Annotated in this window: 22 protein-coding genes and 1 pseudogene; 2 read left to right on the top strand and 21 right to left on the bottom strand. The window is 39.5% G+C overall.

Annotated elements, in window-relative coordinates; translation table 11 throughout:
• The 4 genes from ACO1D1_RS11415 to ACO1D1_RS11400 form a co-directional block, all read right to left on the bottom strand.
• Window positions 1–1,080, bottom strand: a 1,080-nt coding sequence (locus ACO1D1_RS11415; protein ID WP_423336021.1) for a nickel-dependent hydrogenase large subunit, incomplete at its 3' end; no start/stop codon positions are given.
• Window positions 1,073–2,152: a hydrogenase small subunit gene (locus tag ACO1D1_RS11410; protein ID WP_149870703.1), complete on the bottom strand. Its 1,080-nt coding sequence runs from the start codon at window positions 2,150–2,152 to the stop codon at window positions 1,073–1,075. The genes ACO1D1_RS11415 and ACO1D1_RS11410, both read right to left, overlap by 8 nt.
• 223 nt (window positions 2,153–2,375) lie before the next feature.
• The gene (gene tatC, locus ACO1D1_RS11405; protein WP_149870704.1) at window positions 2,376–3,128 is read right to left on the bottom strand and encodes a twin-arginine translocase subunit TatC; all 753 of its coding nucleotides are present in this window, start codon (window positions 3,126–3,128) and stop codon (window positions 2,376–2,378) included.
• A gap of 154 nt (window positions 3,129–3,282) precedes the next feature.
• Entirely contained in the window at window positions 3,283–3,477 is a 195-nt protein-coding gene (locus ACO1D1_RS11400; RefSeq protein ID WP_149870705.1) for a twin-arginine translocase TatA/TatE family subunit, read from the bottom strand.
• Window positions 3,478–3,784: 307 nt separating this feature from the next.
• On the opposite strand from ACO1D1_RS11400, the gene ACO1D1_RS11395 reads away from it, so the two are divergent.
• Window positions 3,785–4,024 carry a hypothetical protein gene (locus ACO1D1_RS11395; protein ID WP_149870706.1) on the top strand — a complete coding sequence of 80 codons (240 nt, stop codon included), beginning with the start codon at window positions 3,785–3,787 and terminating at the stop codon, window positions 4,022–4,024.
• 61 nt (window positions 4,025–4,085) lie between these two features.
• Here ACO1D1_RS11395 and ACO1D1_RS11390 read toward each other — a convergent pair.
• The 8 genes and pseudogenes from ACO1D1_RS11390 to ACO1D1_RS11355 form a co-directional block, all read right to left on the bottom strand.
• A pseudogene (locus tag ACO1D1_RS11390) lies at window positions 4,086–4,576 on the bottom strand (dihydrofolate reductase).
• Entirely contained in the window at window positions 4,573–5,367 is a 795-nt protein-coding gene (locus ACO1D1_RS11385; RefSeq protein ID WP_423336020.1) for a thymidylate synthase, read from the bottom strand. The pseudogene ACO1D1_RS11390 and the gene ACO1D1_RS11385 overlap by 4 nt, the downstream one beginning before the upstream one ends.
• A gap of 55 nt (window positions 5,368–5,422) precedes the next feature.
• Window positions 5,423–5,737 (bottom strand): anthrax toxin lethal factor-related metalloendopeptidase, encoded by a 315-nt coding sequence (locus ACO1D1_RS11380; protein ID WP_423336022.1) that lies wholly within the window; start codon window positions 5,735–5,737, stop codon window positions 5,423–5,425.
• On the bottom strand, window positions 5,697–6,125 hold the full coding sequence (locus ACO1D1_RS11375; RefSeq protein WP_423336019.1) for an anthrax toxin lethal factor-related metalloendopeptidase: 429 nt from the start codon (window positions 6,123–6,125) through the stop codon (window positions 5,697–5,699). Before ACO1D1_RS11375 ends, ACO1D1_RS11380 begins: the two co-directional genes overlap by 41 nt.
• Window positions 6,126–6,267: 142 nt before the next feature.
• Window positions 6,268–6,846 carry a TerD family protein gene (locus ACO1D1_RS11370; RefSeq protein ID WP_149870710.1) on the bottom strand — a complete coding sequence of 193 codons (579 nt, stop codon included), beginning with the start codon at window positions 6,844–6,846 and terminating at the stop codon, window positions 6,268–6,270.
• A gap of 32 nt (window positions 6,847–6,878) precedes the next feature.
• Window positions 6,879–7,490 carry a TerD family protein gene (locus tag ACO1D1_RS11365; protein WP_149870711.1) on the bottom strand — a complete coding sequence of 204 codons (612 nt, stop codon included), beginning with the start codon at window positions 7,488–7,490 and terminating at the stop codon, window positions 6,879–6,881.
• 49 nt (window positions 7,491–7,539) lie between these two features.
• Window positions 7,540–8,643, bottom strand: a complete 1,104-nt coding sequence (locus tag ACO1D1_RS11360) for a toxic anion resistance protein (protein WP_149870712.1) — start codon at window positions 8,641–8,643, stop codon at window positions 7,540–7,542.
• Between the two features lie 3 nt (window positions 8,644–8,646).
• Entirely contained in the window at window positions 8,647–10,287 is a 1,641-nt protein-coding gene (locus tag ACO1D1_RS11355) for a YceG family protein (protein ID WP_149870713.1), read from the bottom strand.
• Between the two features lie 215 nt (window positions 10,288–10,502).
• On the opposite strand from ACO1D1_RS11355, the gene ACO1D1_RS11350 reads away from it, so the two are divergent.
• Window positions 10,503–10,748: a hypothetical protein gene (locus tag ACO1D1_RS11350; protein ID WP_149870714.1), complete on the top strand. Its 246-nt coding sequence runs from the start codon at window positions 10,503–10,505 to the stop codon at window positions 10,746–10,748.
• Here the strand turns inward: ACO1D1_RS11350 and ACO1D1_RS11345 are convergent.
• The 9 genes from ACO1D1_RS11345 to ACO1D1_RS11305 all read right to left on the bottom strand — a co-directional run bounded on the left by ACO1D1_RS11345 (window position 10,745) and on the right by ACO1D1_RS11305 (window position 18,194).
• Window positions 10,745–11,557 carry an HAD family hydrolase gene (locus tag ACO1D1_RS11345; protein ID WP_149870715.1) on the bottom strand — a complete coding sequence of 271 codons (813 nt, stop codon included), beginning with the start codon at window positions 11,555–11,557 and terminating at the stop codon, window positions 10,745–10,747. The two genes, ACO1D1_RS11350 and ACO1D1_RS11345, sit on opposite strands and share 4 nt — an antisense overlap.
• Window positions 11,554–12,675 carry a cysteine protease StiP family protein gene (locus ACO1D1_RS11340; RefSeq protein ID WP_149870716.1) on the bottom strand — a complete coding sequence of 374 codons (1,122 nt, stop codon included), beginning with the start codon at window positions 12,673–12,675 and terminating at the stop codon, window positions 11,554–11,556. The genes ACO1D1_RS11345 and ACO1D1_RS11340 overlap by 4 nt, the downstream gene beginning before the upstream one ends.
• Window position 12,676: 1 nt before the next feature.
• Complete coding sequence (locus tag ACO1D1_RS11335) at window positions 12,677–14,032, bottom strand: phosphoribosyltransferase family protein (RefSeq protein WP_190284668.1); 1,356 nt, start codon at window positions 14,030–14,032, stop codon at window positions 12,677–12,679.
• Window positions 13,983–15,170 (bottom strand): HpcH/HpaI aldolase/citrate lyase family protein, encoded by a 1,188-nt coding sequence (locus ACO1D1_RS11330; protein WP_423336018.1) that lies wholly within the window; start codon window positions 15,168–15,170, stop codon window positions 13,983–13,985. The genes ACO1D1_RS11335 and ACO1D1_RS11330 overlap by 50 nt, the downstream gene beginning before the upstream one ends.
• A 72-nt stretch (window positions 15,171–15,242) precedes the next feature.
• Entirely contained in the window at window positions 15,243–16,022 is a 780-nt protein-coding gene (locus ACO1D1_RS11325) for a TerC family protein (protein WP_149870718.1), read from the bottom strand.
• Window positions 16,023–16,070: 48 nt separating this feature from the next.
• On the bottom strand, window positions 16,071–16,652 hold the full coding sequence (locus ACO1D1_RS11320) for a TerD family protein (RefSeq protein ID WP_149870719.1): 582 nt from the start codon (window positions 16,650–16,652) through the stop codon (window positions 16,071–16,073).
• 109 nt (window positions 16,653–16,761) lie between these two features.
• Window positions 16,762–17,355, bottom strand: coding sequence for a YpjP family protein (locus tag ACO1D1_RS11315; RefSeq protein WP_149870720.1), 594 nt, complete (start codon window positions 17,353–17,355; stop codon window positions 16,762–16,764).
• A 160-nt stretch (window positions 17,356–17,515) separates the two neighbouring features.
• Window positions 17,516–17,842, bottom strand: a complete 327-nt coding sequence (locus tag ACO1D1_RS11310; protein WP_423336017.1) for a class I SAM-dependent methyltransferase — start codon at window positions 17,840–17,842, stop codon at window positions 17,516–17,518.
• Window positions 17,802–18,194 carry a hypothetical protein gene (locus ACO1D1_RS11305; protein WP_423336016.1) on the bottom strand — a complete coding sequence of 131 codons (393 nt, stop codon included), beginning with the start codon at window positions 18,192–18,194 and terminating at the stop codon, window positions 17,802–17,804. The genes ACO1D1_RS11310 and ACO1D1_RS11305 overlap by 41 nt, the downstream gene beginning before the upstream one ends.
• Window positions 18,195–18,280 lie beyond the last annotated feature (86 nt).

Here is an 18,280-nt window from a genome sequence, read left to right as displayed (position 1 = left end):
AGCCTTTGGACCAGTGTAATTAAGTGTCGTTTCTCCCTCAAACGGATGCTTTCCTTCGCCCCCCTGCTTTCCATCATAGGTGTACCAGGAGTGTTCAATAAATTCCTGTACATGCTTAGGGTCTTTCAAGTCAACATCTAACACCTCATTCAAGTTGCCATTTAAGACAATTCCCCGCGGCATCCGATATAGCTTTGTATCATAAATATCACCAGTTGAGAAATCGCCATAGCATAAATAATTATTTAAGCCGCCGCCATATGTCCAGTCCTTATAAAATGATCCGATTGCGAGCAAATCCGGAATATACACTTGGGTGACAAATTCGCGCGCTTGGTCAATAATTTGTGATACATGCATTAATCTTTCTGCATGCACACCGTTATCACTATCAATATCAAGGGGTGTGGCCATTCCTCCCACAACGTAATGCGGGTGCGGGTTTTTTCCGCCAAAAATAGTATGAATTTTGACAATTTCCTTTTGCCAATCCAATGCCTCTAAGTAATGGGCAACGGCAAGTAAGTTCACCTCTGGAGGTAGTTTGTAGGCTTTATGACCCCAATAGCCATTTGCAAAAATCCCTAACTGACCGCTTTGAACCAGTTTTTTTATTTTATTTTGCACATCAGTAAAGTATCCTGGGGATGATTTTGGCCAGCTTGAAATCGACTGCGCAAGTTTAGAGGTCTCTGCCGGATTGGCATTGATTGCACTAACTACATCCACCCAATCCAAAGCATGCAAATGGTAAAAATGAACCACATGATCATGGACAAATTGAGCTTCGTTCATAATGTCACGGATTAAATGGGCATTTCTTGGAATTTTTATTTTTAAGGCATCCTCTACTGCTCGAATCGATGTAAGTGCATGCACCGTTGTACATACTCCGCAAATCCTTTGGACATATGCCCAGACATCCCGCGGGTCACGGTCCTGGACAATCAATTCGAGTCCGCGGACAGATGTACCTGAACTAAATGCATCTTTAATGACTCCATTCTCATCAACATCTACTTCTACGCGAAGGTGACCTTCAATTCTTGTTATGGGATCAACTACAATACGTTCACTCATGATTTTCACCTCGTTTATCATCAATCTTTCTCTTGATAACTGTCCCTGCTGCATGAACAGCAATACCAGCTGTGGTTAAGCCGATGGTTGCCAAGCCGACAGCATCCGGATTAATCGTTGTTTGTGTTCCAGGTATCTTAGCTCTCCTTGTATAGAACGGACCGTTATCCCAGAAATCCTTTTCAGAACAGCCAAAGCAGGGGTTTCCTGATTGAATGGGATAGCTTACCCCGCCATTCCAGCGCATCTCGGCACAGGAATTGTAGGTTGTCGGCCCTTTACAGCCCACTTTATATAGGCAATATCCTTGTTTCGCCCCCTCATCATCAAATGATTCAACAAACAAGCCTGCATCAAAATATGCACGTCTGTTGCATTTATCGTGGATTCGATGGCGATAAAACGCTTTCGGCCGGCCGAAATGATCCAGCTCAGGTAATTTTCCAAATGTAATAATATGAGCGATTACACCCGTCATCACTTCAGCTATTGGCGGACAACCCGGAACAAGAATAGTTGGTGTATTTTTTACAAAGTTTGTGACCGGTTTAGCACCAGTTGGATTCGGATGTGCGGCTGCAATTCCACCCCATGATGAACAAGAACCATAAGCGATAATGGCCTTGGCTCCTGCAGCCATTTCGAGGAATGTTTCCTTTGCCGATTGACCTCCGACCGTTAAGAAGGCATCATCATCAGGGATACTTCCTTCCACCGCCAGTAAATATTCTCCTTTATAGTCTTTTAAAACTTGTTTCATGGAAGCTTCGGCCTGATGACTGGATGGTGCAGAAAGCACTTCAGAATATTCTAATGAAATCATTTCTAGTAAGACGCTTTCTGTCTTCGGTTGTGATGACCGAATAAATGATTCGGAACATCCGGTGCAATCCTGGAATTGCAGCCATACAACTGGTATTCTTGCCTTTGTTTCCATGGCTTTAACTACCTGGTCGGACTGCGTAAACTCCAATCCTAGTGCAGCAGCTAATGCCGTACACATTTTAAGGAAGTCCCGCCGGCTAAAGCCATGGTCGATTGCGGCATCATATACTGTTTTCTGTCTCTTCATCCGCTAACCCCTCCACTTATCTTTTAAAAATATGTAATACTTGATTTCAAGAAAATTGTAGTATACATATAGGCAATTCGTCCTGAATTTTCCAAAAAGTACACAAAGAATCCTTAACTGCATTTTTACAATATTTTCTTTTTTTATGTTGGAAACAATAATATATTCAACGCAAAAAGACCTTAAGAGAATGAAATCTCTTAAGGTCTTTTTATCGTAAATACTATATTTCAACAGCTTCTTCCTTCTCTTCTTCCTGTTCGGCGTCCTGCTGTTTCTTTAAACGTTTTCGATAGACAAACTTCGATAAATTGATACTTACTTCATAAAGAAGTAAAAGCGGCAAGGTAACAACAAAATCAGACATAAAATCTGGCGGTGTTATTACAACAGCAATAATAATCAAGACAAAATAGGCATATTTTCGAATTTTTGCCAGCACAAACGGATTAATAATTCCTAGTGAAGTTAAAAACATAACCACTACGGGCAGCTCGAACAGAATTCCGAATGGCAGTGTCATGTTCAAAATAAAGCTAAAATACCTTTCGGCAGTGAAGTTCGTGACAAACATATCTTGCCCAATGTTCACCAAAAAGTTTAAGACCATTGGAAAAATAGCAAAGTAGCCGAAAGCAAGGCCACTAATAAATAAAAGAAATAATGCCGGTACATATGATAGCGTTATTTTTCTTTCTATCGGTCTCAATGCGGGCTTGACAAACATCCAAATTTGCAATGCCAGGACGGGAATCGTTCCTGCTATCGCAACAACACCTGCAAGCATGAAATAAATCCACATAATATCACTTGGTCCAAGAACGAGCAATTTTTGATTGCCGACAAACCATTTATAGATATCGTCGACATAAATAAAACCAACGATAAAAAAGGCGACAAATGCCAATGCCGAAATGATAATTCGTTTGCGCAATTCCTCTAAATGATCAACTAAATTTAATTCTTTATCTTCCATATTACTTCCCCTGCCAATTTCAAAGGTTGAAAAAGGGCACGTGAATGAAACTCCCACTTCGTTTAATACGGCCGTTAGGAAATTAACATGTTTTCACGCATCCTTATAGTTTTAACATCGAGAAGAAAAAGGTGCAAGACGCAAATCTCACACCTTATTTAGTCAAGTTTTTCTTTTCTTCTTTGATGTCTTCCATAACATCGTCCGTCAGTTCACGAGTAGACTTTTTAAATTCCTTTAATGTTTGTCCAAAAGCTTTTCCAATCTCTGGCAGCTTCTTTGGGCCAAAAATAATCAAAGCAAGAGTTAAAATTAAAATTAATCCCGGTACTCCAATATTAGAAAACATGGATTTACATCCCCTTTAAATGTTGTATGTTTCTACTATGATTATAGTATTGAAAAAGCCATTTGAGTAAATTATCCGCAATAATTCATAGTAATTTCACAAAATCCAAAAAAAATACCTTTAAAGTGATATTTAGCATTTTCAATCACTATAGTCAATTTAACAATTACAATGGCTTAAGTCAATGTCCAATTTGTTAATGAAATTTTTAAAATATTTTGACAACTAGGGGTTTTTTGCATATAATTTGAAGAATAGGAACATATACTATTGAATATTATAAACCTATGGATTGGATGTGATGAGGATGGAATTTTCACTATGCAGTTTTGATGGAGCCCTCCCTGTTGAGGTAACAATTGATGATGACAACGGGAGATATACCATTCGTAAAAGTGACCGGAGTGGAGAGTATTTCAATAGTCCAATTGAATTAATTGCCTGGGTAAAGGCCCATTTCCATGAAGAAGAATTTTGCCATCCACATGAATTCAGAGGTATGCTTGCGAAATTGGCAGAATATGAATTAAATGGGACATATTTATAATGTGGCACCTAATAAGTTGCAAAGAAGCATCAGCAAAAGGGCTGATGCTTCTTTCATTAGGCTATACCTTTCGTTCATATAACTTAAATTCATAATTGTAAGGGTTCTTTTCATCACGGATTCCTTTTTCAGAAGAGGATAATTCCCAATCGTCCAAAGTAAATTCCGGAAAAAAGGTATCTCCATCAAATGTTTCATAAATAAAGGTTATGTATAGACGGTCAACAAATGGAAATGTTTCATTAAAAATTTCCGCCCCGCCAATAACAAAAATTTCATCATCCTGCTTACGGCAATACTTAACAAATTCATCCACTGAGTTAAAAACAGTGCATCCCTCACATGTGTAACCAGACTGGCGGGTAATGATAATATTTTCCCTTCCCTGGAAGGACGCGGCCAATTGATTCATGTGTCTTTCCTTCCCATGGCAATTGGATGTCCCATTGTCACTCGTTTAAAAAACTTTAAATCCTCTGGTAAATGCCATGGCAACTGATTGTTTTTTCCGATTGCACGGTTTTCGTCCATTGCAACAATAAAGGAAATCATACGCTGACCACTCCTTTGATGTGTGGATGCGGGTCATAACCTTCTAATGTGAAATCCTCAAATTCAAATGAGAAAATGTCTTTTACATTCGGATTGATTTTTAGGATTGGCAAAGCTCGCGGCTCCCGTTCCATTTGCAGCTTTACTTGATCAAGATGGTTTTGATAAATATGAACATCTCCAAATGTATGAATAAATTCACCCGGTTTTAGATCGCACACCTGAGCAATCATTACGGTCAAAAGCGCATAAGAGGCGATATTGAACGGGACACCTAGAAATACATCCGCTGATCGTTGATAAAGCTGGCAGGAAAGCTTTCCATTGGCCACGTAAAATTGGAACATACAATGGCACGGTGGCAGCGCCATGTGATCAATTTCTGCCACATTCCAGGCATTGACCAGTAACCTCCGCGAATTTGGGTTTGTCTTTATTTGTTCGATTAATTCGCTGATTTGATCAACTGTTTTCCCATCCGCACCTGTCCACGACCGCCATTGATGTCCATAAACGGGACCAAGTTCACCATTTTCATCAGCCCACTCATTCCAAATACGCACTCCATTGTCCTGCAAGTACCGAACATTTGTATCACCCTTTAAAAACCACAGCAATTCATAAATAATCGATTTTAAATGTAATTTTTTCGTTGTTACCAGAGGAAAGCCATCCTCCAAATTAAATCTCATTTGATAACCGAAGGTGCTGATGGTACCTGTCCCGGTACGATCACCTTTTACAGTTCCATTTTTTAATACATGCTCACAAAGTTCTAAATATTGTTTCACGTTGGACATCCTTAACTGCCAGTCATATCATTCTATTTTAACAATCACGATGACCTTAGTGAAGGTTTTTAATAAAATTAAATGTTAATGGTGCGTGTAACTGTAATTGGTCTTTTGTTTCATTGTTTAAGTTGAACATCGCAAATGTTTCTGCAAAATATTCTTCAGGATAAAGGAAGTAGTTGTTCCCTGGAAACAGTTGCTCATGCTCACTTTTCCAAACTAGTTGGAACTCCTTCGAAGAGCTGATTTCTCCATACACATAACGATCAATAGAATGTGCCAGTTCATGTAATTCTAAATTTACGGAACCATGTCCCTTTCCACTTTCACTGGAGCCAATTTTTAGCCAGCACCAATTTGGAACCACCAATGCCGGGGACATCATCCCATGTAATATTACCTTGATACCCTCTTGGTACTTGTCCTGTTAATTGGCTTGCCGTTGGATTCTCCGTCAGCCTTCCCGTAAACAGTTTAACCTTAATTCCGTTTTGTTTGATTTTTTCCATAAGGGTGCTTGGTAATCGTGCGATTCGTGTAATCATAGCTGCAGCTTCTCTTTGGTCGAAAGATTGTTTCGGCAGGACAATTATTTGATTTAGTTGGTTTATAGATTTGTTATTTTTAATTGATTGGCAGAGAATTGAATTTCTCGGGAAGTCATCAAGCATTATTCCATCATATGAAGCCTGTGATGTCGTGATGGACGATAAAAACAACCCGGCAATTATAATTGAAATGACCCACTTTCGCATACACATTCCCCATTTTAGTCTATAGTTAATAGTATTATATCATGGGAGACAGCTAGAAAGATTGGGGCATTTAAGGTAAAAGTGGGAGATTATCCAAACAAAGAAGCCGCCAACATCGGCAGCTTTCATTGTAAAAAAGGATTTACACTTCTAATCCAAAGTTTCGGCAGAGAGACGCTAATCCGCCAGCGAAGCCGCTGCCTACAGCGTTGAATTTCCAATCGCCATTATGGCGGTATAGCTCGCAAATGACAACTGCCGTTTCAACGGAAAAGTCTTCACCAAGGTCAAACCTTAACACTTCACGATTCGTTTCTTCATCAATTAGCCGAACAAATGCGTTGGAGACTTGACCAAAATTTTGGTTCCTTGCCTCAGCATCATGAATCGTTACTGAAACTGCAATCCGGTGCACATGGGAAGGAACTTTACTAAAGTCAATCTTGATTTGTTCATCATCGCCATCACCTTCCCCTGTCCGATTATCCCCTGTATGTTCGACCGAACCTGAAGAGTGAACCAAATTATTGTAAAAAATAAAATCCAAATCCTGCGTCACACGACTATTTGCATCTGTTAAAAACGCTGAAGCATCCAAGTCAAAATCATGTCCGCCGTGATAACGGTTCGTGTCCCAGCCAAGGCCGACAATAACTTTTGTTAACCCTGGATTTGTTTTAGTTAGATCAATTCTTTGTCCTTTAGATAGGTTAATACCCAAACAAATCACCTCATTATGAGCTTTTTTCCTAATTAACTAAATGATCTTACCACTTCACTCAAACTGGCTGCGTTTGTGCCGCTTCCGATTGCCGCAAACTTCCACTCATTACCATGACGATAAATCTCACCTGTCACAAGGCATGTCAACCCGCCATAATTATCGGTTAGGTTATAGTGGATAAGCTCTTGATTGTTGTTAGGATTTACGATTCTGATAAACGCATTTTTAATCATGCCAAAATGCTGTTTTCTTTTTACACAATCATAAATATTTACAACGAAAACAAGTTTCTGGATAGTGGAAGGGACTCTAGCTAAATCGACAATAATCTGTTCGTCGTCACCGTCTCCATCCCCTGTCAGGTTATCACCTGTATGTTGGACGCTGCCGTCATTGCTTTTTAAGTTTCCGAAATAAATGACATCTTTATTGTTTTGCAGTCTGTCATTTGCACCTAACATAATCACAGATGCATCACAGTCAATGTTAGCTGAACCGCCGCCACCGAATAAACCGCCGAACAGGCCGCCGCCCCCTCCGCTTTGCACTGGATCCCAGCCTAATCCTACCATTATTTTAGAAAGTCCTGGATTGCCTTTTGTTAAATCTACCCGTTGACCTTTTTGCAAATTAATTGCCATTCCAATCACTCCAATTATGAATTTTTTCAGAATATCAACAATATAGGAACTATGATTGTTTCAATTTTTTAAAATTGTCCTGCAGCTGTTCTAATCTTTTTGTACCTTCAATGCGCATCCGTTTATTCTCTTCTTCAATTGTCCTTGTTTCCTGCATACCCTTAATGATAATATTCCATGATTCTTCAATCGTCTCTATCTTTATGCTCGGACCGCCTGCAAGTCTCGCAATATCAGTGCTTTGCTGCGAAATGTTTTGAGCATTTTTTAGCAGCATTTCATTTGTTCTGCGATCCAGCTCACTCATGGAATCTGCCACAAGCTTTTGTCTTTTTGCTGCTACTGCTTGAATTAAGCCATTTTTAAAAATAGGGATGGTCGTAACAAAGGCAGAATTGATTTTGCCAATCAGCTTTGTATTTCCCCTTTGTAATAAGCGGATTTGTGGTGCTGTCTGTAAGGAAACCATCTTAGCCATTTCTAGATCGTATATTCTTTGCTCTAGCAATTCAATTGCATTCTTCATTGAATCCAACTGCATGGATGCAAGCTGATCCCCAGAAGCCACACGTGATTCCAGCTGTGGCAGTGTATTTTTCTTCAGATCCTCGACCTTTAATTCACCGGCAACAATATATTTTTCTAGTGTCAAATAGTATTGGTAGTTTTGTTCATACATTTGCTCCAGCATATTTGTGGAGTCGACCATTTCATGTTGATACTTTGAAATTTCCACATATACTTTATCAATTTCGGACCCCATCGTCTGATATTTTCCGAATAGCTTTTCCACCATTTTTTCGCCCTTTTTAAAGAGCTTACTGAAAATGCCTCCTGACGTTTTTTGAAAGTCCTTAGCATCAAATTTATCCATGATGCGGCCAAGTTGTTTTAATAGTTCGCCTGAATCTTCTACTTTCGTCGTCCGCATATTACTTAAAATTTGATCGGAAAAACGGGAAATTTGCACCGCCGGCTCTTTCCCAAACTCTAATATTTGAATTTGGTCACGCTCATCAATGGTGCGGGCTAAATTTTGAATTTCCGGTTCTTTGCGAAGTGCAAGTTTGATATCGGAAACCTTTGTTTCCGAAAGGACATCCTCGGCATTCGCAGGTGTTAAACCGCTGGCTGGGTTTGGCGAAAAATTCACTGGTTAATCTCCCCTTAGATTTTTTAAGATTCCTTGAAGCAGTCCTTTTTTGAAAAGCGACGGTTCTTTGAATTCTAGATCAAATACAACATCATCAAGCCAATGTTTATCAAACAATCGTTCATCAAGGTAATTTTCGATATCATTATGCCCCGGAGGATTATAAAGAATAATATCAATGCCAAATTGATTAAGAAGCAGCAGCAGTGCCGCATCAGACCTTGAAAGTGGTCCAGTCGATTCATTATTGTAAATGATTAATTTCGGAACATGCTGAGAATAATCAAACCGCTCCATCAATTGAATGATGTTTTTGGGCATAAACATCGCCTGTGTAAATAAATACATTTTCACATCTTCAGGTCCTTCCATCGGCAACGGCTCTAAACCCGGTTTTTCACAAATTCTCCTAACAGCATTCGCAATTCCTTTTTGCAGTCCAGTTGCCAAGAAGGAGTAAGGCCAGTAGTGCGCATTCTTGATTTTTTCGGGATCAATTGAGCCATCCTTACCGAGTGCATTTCGATAATGAAAACGAAAATCACTGTTACTTGGAATCGTATAGGGAAGCTTTCGAATCAATAAACTATGTTCCAATTGAGTAAGAGCTTGCAGCCGCTCCCAGTATTCTTTTCGGTTTTTACTAACCCCCTGGATTTTAGCGAAAATGGAAGGAATTTTGACTTCTCCGTTGCCGACTTCAAAATTAGGGCGAATCATCGCGATTTCTTTACTGAGAATGAACAGCTCATCGTATGTCGTTTTCAATGTAATCGAGGATGGCGTGTACTCCCGTAATTGCCACGGTTTGTACAGTCCTGAACCCTCCTGGTTTAAAATTGTCTCGATTTCTTTTGATGCCCGATAGGCAACCGTTGTTTTCCTTGATCGCTTTTCTTTCGGAAATGGCTCAGCAGCCTGTTTATTTTGGTAATGATGGGTGAAGATCGGTTCGTCCAATAATCCCGCTAACAAATCGTTACCTTCCGGATGGAAGATGACAATATCACAACCTAGCTTTGTTAAATAGTATAAAAAAAACTGATGACTTTTTTTATAGTCTCCATACCATAAAAACTTCGGCATCCCCTGCTGTGGGTCAGCCAGCTCCAGCTGTGGCTGTAAATGGTTGATTGACCATTTCACTAGATCCACTAGAATCCTTCTTAGCTCATGACTTTGTAGGCCGCCCGACTCGTGTCTTGCATATAGCTCCAGCGTGGCAATCATCGCTTCTCTTATTTTCCGATGGATCACCGGCACCTTTGATTTTAACAAAAGCTGTTCCCCGTCAAGAAAAGCCGTGAACCTGTTGATAGATAGCTTCTGTTCGTTATTAATATTGATCACTCTCTGTACCGCCTGAAAATGAACATTATTAATGGTTTTATCAAGTGATTCCTCACTGAGCAGTTGGAGATTCGTTTCTTTATTATGGACGTAATCAAATAACTGGTTATAATATTCATCCGTGTCAATCGGTACTCCGAGAAACTTTGCAAGTACCTGCCCAATTTGAATTGCTCCATTCTCTACTGAATAATTTGGCCGTTCCGGCAGCTTTTTTTTAAGCATGCCATGCCAATTTTCATATGAGAGGGAAGCAATAGGACGGATGTTTAACTGATTTAATAGTGGATACATTCATAATCCCTTCCCTCTAAAAGCGAAAGCTTATTTTTCCGTTTAGCAAATTATGTAAGGTTTCCTTATTATCATATCACAGTTAAGTAATTGGTTCATTTGTTTATACGAAAGTCATGTAAAAATGTTTCAATATTTAAGGCTGATTCCTCGCGTTTCACCTTTTTCCATGTCCCTACAGACTATTGAGTACGACACTAAAGTAGGTGACACGAATGAGGTTTTTTTTTAAGCGGCCGAGGGTTGAACACGTACAGGAGGAACTTGATATCCTAATGGAAGTGATGGTTTCCGATCTATTTGTCTATCTCGATCTATTTGTGTTCAGCTTCATCTTTACAATGCTGCTTTCTCCTGTTCTACATTCATTAACCATGTCCATTCTATTCTTCCTTGGCAGCTATAGTCTATTTTCATGTCTTTACTATTTCCTATTTAGTCAAACCATTAACAAAAATTAAATTTTGAGTGGTAATAGTTTAAGAAACTGTTGGAGAACCTCTTCTCCGGCTGCGACACCTCGACTATTTGTTAAAATGTGGTTATTGGTGCCTGACACCCTCGCTAACTCTTTTGCAAGTTCTCCGTGGTTTGGCACGAATCGATACTGGCAGTGCTGCAGAAAATCCCAATCGAGAATGGAGTCCCCTGCACCTGCAACTGCTTTCATCCCTTCACGGGTACAAATATATTCAAGTGCGCTTCCTTTACTAATTGCCTTCGGTATAAAATAGAGCTTCCTTCCTTGCAGGGAAATCCTCCAGCCATATTTTACTGTTATCTTATGAATCGCTTCTTTTTCGGACGTATCAGGAAGATCTTTTAATATGTAATAGAAAAATAGATCCTCTGCCTGCTTCTTTTCCCCATTGAGCCGAAAACCTTCCCTACGCAAAATGGAGAGTAATTCGGCTTGAGAAATCGACTCTGCTTGTATACGGCTCTGAATATGGTTCGACCAAGCCAACAGCGGCACGCCATTTTCAAGGATATGGGCACCATTAGCGGTTATAGCATATTTAATCGGAATCTCGTTATCAAATATGACAAACCGGTTAAATTGTTCGGTTGTCCTCGTTGTTACCGGTATAAACAAACTTTGATTGGAAAGCTCTTTTAAAACAAAATAGGAGGCTTCTGTCATATAGCCAAGCCAACTTCCATTCTTTTGCTCAACTGGTTTAAGGATAGTGCCACGTGGTTCACCAAGCTCTTCGATTGCCCGGTTGGAATACATCAAGGTACGGTCTAGGTCAGATGCAAAAATCATTTTTGCATCTCCTTCACCGATTTAATCAGGCCGCAGCATAAATACTTCAAATTAGAATATGGCACGACTTCAACCCCTTTTTCTTCAGCAAGCATGAGAATATGTTTGACAAATGGACTTGAAGGGTCCCTCATTAAAATCTTCCAGGGAACCCTGCGCAAAAGAACTCTCGTTGTCTCACCGACTCCAGGTTTAATAAAATGAGTGCTTTGGATTGAAAATTCCTCTTGAATTCTCATCACATCGGCCATCCCCAGGAAGCCTGTTTCAATTTCTGCATAGTTCTTTTTCGAAGCAGCCTGTGTTGCTTCCTCCCAAACAATAGGGAACTGTTGCGTAATAACATCAATAAATTCATTCGAAACATCTTCAGCAAGTAAATCCTGATAAAATTTTGCACCATGAAAGTCATCCTTGCCGATGAACTGGCCATTCAAAACCGTTCGGCTCACTAACCCGGAAACAGTGGAGTTTAAACAAGCACTTGGAATTAAGAAGTCCTCCCTTGTTCCAAATAGAGTAGTACAATAACCAGGGTCCGCAATGACAGCAAGTGTATCATCGAGGGGCATCCCGTATTTTTTTTCATAGTCCTTACAGGCCTTTGTTAATTCTATAGATATAGCCCCTTTGCCTGTCCAGCCATCAACAAATTGAATGTACCCATCGGGATGCTCATTATGAATATAGGAAATTGCATTTTCGTCAATTCCCCGATCTCGTATGATGGAAATACTGTAATGCGGCAGGGTAACATCGTAGCGCAATTTAATATATCTCTTGATTAAAATCCCCACAGGTGTTCCTGCACGTGCAAGGGAAACGAGGATTGCATTATTTCCTTTTAATCGGTAGATTTGCTCAGCAACAATCCCAACACACATCGCCACTTTATATTTGTATTCGTGCAATGTTTTCCAGAATAAATCTACGTATTCATTAGGCGGCTGGTATTCAATTGGCAGGGATTCACTATAATGTCCCCCAGCTTGGATCATCGATTCGCGATTCATTGCAGAATCCTCCAGCTTTATCCCGCTTAAATCCTTTAATAAAAAAAGCACGTCCTCTTCGTGATAGGATCCGATTTTTGCCGGTTTGTTGAGTCCCTTTTGCATCTTATTCACCTCTGACCTTCGAAAAAAAGACAATCTTAATTGAATTAATTGCTGTGTTCAGTAGTTGCTTTAGCATTGGTTTCAGCTTCTCATATTCTATTTCTCTTTCGAAAAAAATAAATAGCTCATCGTAATGACCTGGTGGAATATTATAAACAAAGTGCGCAATCTCCTGATCCTCGGGATTTGGAAAGTTCGCACCAAATCTTGCCCCATAGCCTTCAACATTTTCGATATAGACCGGGCTTCTTGTGGTGGATTGATAATAAACATCACTGCCCATTTCAGATGCTATTTTCATTGGAAGGTACATAAACTCTCCCGTTCCTAGGCAGAGTGTTTTTTTTCCCGTTCTTTTCCCTGTTAGGAATGTGGCAGCAATAGAAACCTTTCTATGTAAAGCGAAATTTTCACAACTATTCATGCCAAATCGTCCCGTCTCCTCTATAAATGCTGCCCCGTTCTCCTGATTAGCAGAGGAAAATCCAGTGGCAGTAAAAAAGGCTGAAAGATCCACAGTTTCAACAATCGGATCTCGCCGATCGGATAATTCTTGTTTGGGTTTTTGCTGTTCAATTTCTTTTAATTGCCGCACTTTCACAAAACCAGATATCAAGCTGATGACATTAATTTTTATCCCTAGAGTTTGCTCCAGTCGTGAAAAATTTTGTTTATCTTCTTCAGAACGCCAATCCAAAATACTTACGACCGTATATTCCTGTCTCGGAAATTTGCGGTGGATTGATTCAATAATATTTATTGCCGTTTTTCCAGTTGTCATTTCATCGTCTACTAAAATAATCTCCCGTTCATTCTGCACCATTCTTAAAGGTATATAACAGCGATGCGATGTCGCATGAGAATGCTCTTCTTCAAAGGTTATTTTAGGATTTTCCTTGATAAGCTCTTCCCTGGTTGTGTGGAAGTATTCGCCAGCCTGGAAGCAGTCAAAAAAGGCATGCCCAAGTGCGGTCGCCGTTTCAGCAAAACCAATGATTACGGGATTAATGGCAGGCGGTATAAAGGCTTGAATATTAAAGGAATCACCCGCAAGAAACGCAGACATCTGTTTTTCCTTTTCAACACAATTTAAACCTTTCACAGATTCTCCAAATCTGGCAGCTAAAAGAGCAGCTGTCAAAAGCCCTTTATTAGGATCAATCGGTAAATGCTTACCTAACACTTTACTGACAAACAAGAATGAGCGCTTCTTATTGATTCGTGCTGCCATGGTAAAGAGCTCTTCGATTGGCAGATTATATGGATTTTCTGTTACCTCTATTACCGTTTCGATGGAGTCAAGGATATTAAACGTGTACTTCTTTTTTGATAAGGTCAATGTTGGTGAATTCTTCATGTAACACCCCGAAAAGCTTTGATTTTAAGAGAATTTTCGTTGCCCAATAATAATGTGGCTTAATTTCATTCATTTTGTTCGCAAATTTACTTTTCATGACACCGATCTTTCCTGTTGATGCACTTACTATATTGCATGCATCAATGTATTCCTCATAGGAAACTACATTTAGAGCCTGAACAATTTTAATATGCGAAGGATGGATAATCGTTTTTCCTGTTATACCGTTGGCAATATCCATAAGGATTTCACGGATCAACCCATCCATATTTTCATCAATTAACTGAGCCCTCCATTTTAACCCATCATCACCATATCTTTCACGAAAGGGAGTTTGGCGGAGCTGCGGCTTTAACATCCTTTTTTTAGTTGAAAAATATTCCCAAACTGGCCCAGATACTACATAGGGACTATCAAATCGTTGAAAGACATTGATAATATCAGAGATACAATCCCTTAAAACGGCAATCTCATATACAGTGGTGTCTGCACTCCTGCGAATCCCATACAAACCACAAAAATCCGTTGCCCCTATCCGCACATTCAGAATGTGCTCTCTATAACGATCGAGAAGTTGCTTAATCTTCATTAATTCTTCCATTCTCGTATCCTTGTGGATGACAGAAGCAGTTTCTAAGATTGGCATCGCATAAAACGGATTCTTCTCTGAGTGAATCTCGCGAACCATTTCTAATAAGTCCGTGCCATTTTCGGCGCTAAACTTAGGGAGAACAACCCCTGTCAAAAGATTAGTCGCTGGCCCTAACTTTTGGGTTACTCGCTTAAGCTGCTCAAGGTTACGAATTCGAATAAACAACAGTGGTAGATCAACAAAGCTTAAAAATCCCTTATTTACTTCTGCGAATAATTTTAACATCTCTTTGATAAGCAGTCCTTCGGCTTGAAAAACTTCATTATCACCGACCGCATCTTCTAGGTCGATGACGAGAGATGTTAAACCTTCATGCTTCTTTGAAAGGATTTCCTGATGAATGTTAGAGCGTGTGGCAGGCATATAGAGAGTCGCTCCTAAACCATAGGATAACAATTCTCGGCTTGAATATTTATTAAATACCTGTGGTTTTTGATAGAAAAACCGCTCTATTTCATCCTCATAAAAGTATGTAAAAAATTCCATAACCCTTACTCCTCTTTTAGGTAAAAAATAGAGGAGACGGACTTTTCGTCAGCTCCCCATTTTTGTCAAATATTATGAATTGGTTTCCTTGCTGGCTTCCTTTTTCTTATTCATATAGTGAATAACAAATGTAGCCGCAAATGTAACTAAAAGAATAATAAAGAATGTCACATGTCCCATATCAATTCCAGCTACAGCTAGAAGCATTTTTGTGGCAATGATCAGGATTAAAATATAGGCAGTAGTTTCCAGTTCAGGGATTCGGTCAATTAATGTTAAAAATACACCTGCAACACCACGCATCATTAACACACCAAGCATACCGCCGATTAATAAAACCCAAATCTCTTCACTGACACCGAAGGCCGCAAGAACGCTGTCCACAGAGAACGCAATATCCATTAATTCAACGGCAATAACTGTTCCCCAGAAGGTGCCAAATAAACGTATCAACAATCCGCTTTGATTCATTCCATGCGCTTCTTCTTCATCTTCTGCTCCAGCAGCTCTTCGCTTATCAATGAAATATTTAATGGACAACCAAGCGAGATATCCTGCCCCTAAGATTTTCACCCACCATAACTTTATGAGGAAAACCCCGATTCCAATTGCAATAAATCGGAAAACATAGGCGCCTAACAAACCATAAAAAAGAGCCTTTTTACGTTTTTCCGGCGGTAAGTGTTTAACCATTACCGCTAAAACAAGAGCATTATCGGCAGAAAGTAATCCTTCAAGTATAACAAGTGTACCAATAAGCCCCCAGCTTACCGGATTTGATAACACTTCTCCCCACATTTCCCAATTGAAAAACTGGGCATAAGTGTCTAAAATATGCTGTAAAACCGTCATGTAAATGAATTCCTCCTAGATTGTCTCGGGTTTATAATTTCATATCTATTAAGCGATTGATAAACCAAAGTCAGTTGCTAATGCAGCTAAGCCGCCTTGATATCCGCTGCCAATCGCGCTGAATTTCCATTCTCCATTATGACGATATAATTCGCCAACAACAATGGCCGTTTCGATTGAAAAATCTTCACCAAGGTCATACCGAATAAGTTCTTCACCTGTTGCTTCATTGAAAATCCGGGCATATGCGTTTGAAACCTGACCAAAGTTCTGATTTCTGCCTTCAGCCTCATGGATGGTAATTGTAAAAGCAATCCGTTGAACGTTCGCAGGAACCGTTGTCAAATTAATTTTCACTTGTTCATCATCACCCTCACCAGCACCTGTGCGATTGTCTCCGGTATGTACAACAGCGCCGCCTGCTCCTTGTGGATTATTGTAGAAAACAAAGTCCGTTTCGTTCGATACTTTGCCATTATCCCCTAAAAGAAATACGGATGAATCTAAGTCGAAATCATGTCCACCATCATATTTATTGGTGTCCCAGCCAAGTCCTACCACAACATTCGTCAGCCCGGGATTTGTTTTGGTTAAATCTACTTTTTGACCTTTAGATAAACTTACTGCCATTTTTCATTCCTCCAATTTTGGTAATAGTCTATTTACGCATTTCTCTTAAAAAGGTTTCATTTTATTATAATAAAATTTTTCATTACCCATTCGTTTAAATCGAAACTAGCTAACTCATCCATTTTGGTGGTGTATTTTTTGCCCAATAAATGGATCCTAAATCATGATGACTTTGGAAATCATCGTGGTATGTATGGTAATGAAAATTAAACCAGAATCCTTCTTGAGGCGGATTATCACGTCGAACATGAAAACGTAAGATATCTTTTCCTGATTCGCCATTTTTAATATTAAATATTTTTTCAGAATGTCCGGCACTAGGCTGCTCAGTAATGGAAAGATTTTTTATATCTTCTTCCGGGAATTGGGAGGCAGTTTCATCAAGTGCTTTTTCAATATTTGGCAAAATAATTTCGCGGAATTCATTTTCAATCACTGGCTTAATTCTACTGCCAAATTTTTGATAAGACTGCATTTCTGCCTGCTTAATTAGATCTTCCATAAACTGTTCTCTGTTAAACTCTGATTCTTCAAGAAATTGATTTTTTCGCGTAAAACTATTTTCAGGTGAAGAAGCTTCAAAGGCATCCCGGTCTTTGAAATTATCAGCATTCACTTGATTCATTAATTGGGATGGAGTTACGAGACCAAATGTTAAAATGGAAACCATTACAAACAGCGATTTTCGAAGCCACTTATTCATACCTAAATCACACCTTTTTTCTCTCGTTTCAAACTAAATAAATACTTACAAAATATTATACTTCTTTTTTAGCAAAAATGGAAAAATCAATTTCACCTTTTTTCTGAATTTTCTTTTTCTATCAATAAATTCCATTAAAAAAACTGAAAGCCCGTGTCTCTCAGTTTTTTTCGATAATTCCAAAATGAAATTTTGCGCTTTTTCGACGGTTGACAATAAAACCATACCTCTCAAAGCGCTGACTCTTATAGTAGTCTTTCAGGACAACCCTTTTTTTCGCGACTCTCAATGCTTCTATTATTGATTCCTCTGTTAAATCATCGTGGATGGCAAATTGGCCTAACCCCTTAATACCATCAGACTCTAGAATCGTTTCCTCAAACATTGGGTCAAAATAAACACAATCGACCGAATCATTTTGCTGCGTCTTTAAAAATTCAAGTGCCTTACTTTGAATGACAGTAATTTTTTCCATCGCTTCTTTCATAATTTGCAGACCAGGATCCCAATACTTTAAGTCCTTCCTGCACAATATAAGCAAGGTATTTATGTCCCTCAAGCCCGGTAACATGGCCTCCCTTTCCGACTAGAAAGCTTGCGACAATTGCATCAGAAGCTAGGCCAAGAGTGCAATCAAGAATAGTCATACCTTCAGTTAGTTGTGCTGCATCGGCAAATGGATCGTTCTCCCCGCTTAGCAGCCGCTTGATGCGAAACATAGCAGAATTGGGATGGAAAAAGAATGGGAGCGTGGAGCCTTTTTCAAACAGCTCTACACGATCTTTCCCTACCACAATGACAGTCTGAAGCGGCGCACGAAAAACGCGAAAGCGTTTCACGATAAATGCGAAAACGCCTATCTAGGTTGTTGGGTTTGGGGTTACATTGGCTCGGATAACCGAACGAGTAGGTTACACATAGACAC

Origin of the sequence: Neobacillus sp. 19 (assembly GCF_049463095.1) — a bacterium.
Classification (GTDB): domain Bacteria; phylum Bacillota; class Bacilli; order Bacillales; family Cytobacillaceae; genus Neobacillus.
Note: the sequence above shows the minus strand (reverse complement) of the source record. Positions and strands in the feature narration are given on the sequence as shown.

Bases quoted from the DNA above. Each gene is read 5' to 3' on its own strand.
- ACO1D1_RS11410 (WP_149870703.1), bottom strand. From the start codon at position 2,152: ATGAAGAGACAGAAAACAGTATATGATGCCGCAATCGACCATGGCTTT.
- tatC (WP_149870704.1), bottom strand. From the start codon at position 3,128: ATGGAAGATAAAGAATTAAATTTAGTTGATCATTTAGAGGAATTGCGC.
- ACO1D1_RS11400 (WP_149870705.1), bottom strand. From the start codon at position 3,477: ATGTTTTCTAATATTGGAGTACCGGGATTAATTTTAATTTTAACTCTT.
- ACO1D1_RS11395 (WP_149870706.1), top strand. From the start codon at position 3,785: ATGGAATTTTCACTATGCAGTTTTGATGGAGCCCTCCCTGTTGAGGTA.
- ACO1D1_RS11375 (WP_423336019.1), bottom strand. From the start codon at position 6,125: ATGCGAAAGTGGGTCATTTCAATTATAATTGCCGGGTTGTTTTTATCG.
- ACO1D1_RS11365 (WP_149870711.1), bottom strand. From the start codon at position 7,490: ATGGCAATTAATTTGCAAAAAGGTCAACGGGTAGATTTAACAAAAGGC.
- ACO1D1_RS11355 (WP_149870713.1), bottom strand. From the start codon at position 10,287: ATGTATCCACTATTAAATCAGTTAAACATCCGTCCTATTGCTTCCCTC.
- ACO1D1_RS11350 (WP_149870714.1), top strand. From the start codon at position 10,503: ATGAGGTTTTTTTTTAAGCGGCCGAGGGTTGAACACGTACAGGAGGAA.
- ACO1D1_RS11345 (WP_149870715.1), bottom strand. From the start codon at position 11,557: ATGATTTTTGCATCTGACCTAGACCGTACCTTGATGTATTCCAACCGG.
- ACO1D1_RS11340 (WP_149870716.1), bottom strand. From the start codon at position 12,675: ATGCAAAAGGGACTCAACAAACCGGCAAAAATCGGATCCTATCACGAA.
- ACO1D1_RS11335 (WP_190284668.1), bottom strand. From the start codon at position 14,032: ATGAAGAATTCACCAACATTGACCTTATCAAAAAAGAAGTACACGTTT.
- ACO1D1_RS11330 (WP_423336018.1), bottom strand. From the start codon at position 15,170: ATGGAATTTTTTACATACTTTTATGAGGATGAAATAGAGCGGTTTTTC.
- ACO1D1_RS11325 (WP_149870718.1), bottom strand. From the start codon at position 16,022: ATGACGGTTTTACAGCATATTTTAGACACTTATGCCCAGTTTTTCAAT.
- ACO1D1_RS11320 (WP_149870719.1), bottom strand. From the start codon at position 16,652: ATGGCAGTAAGTTTATCTAAAGGTCAAAAAGTAGATTTAACCAAAACA.
- ACO1D1_RS11315 (WP_149870720.1), bottom strand. From the start codon at position 17,355: ATGAATAAGTGGCTTCGAAAATCGCTGTTTGTAATGGTTTCCATTTTA.
- ACO1D1_RS11310 (WP_423336017.1), bottom strand. From the start codon at position 17,842: ATGAAAGAAGCGATGGAAAAAATTACTGTCATTCAAAGTAAGGCACTT.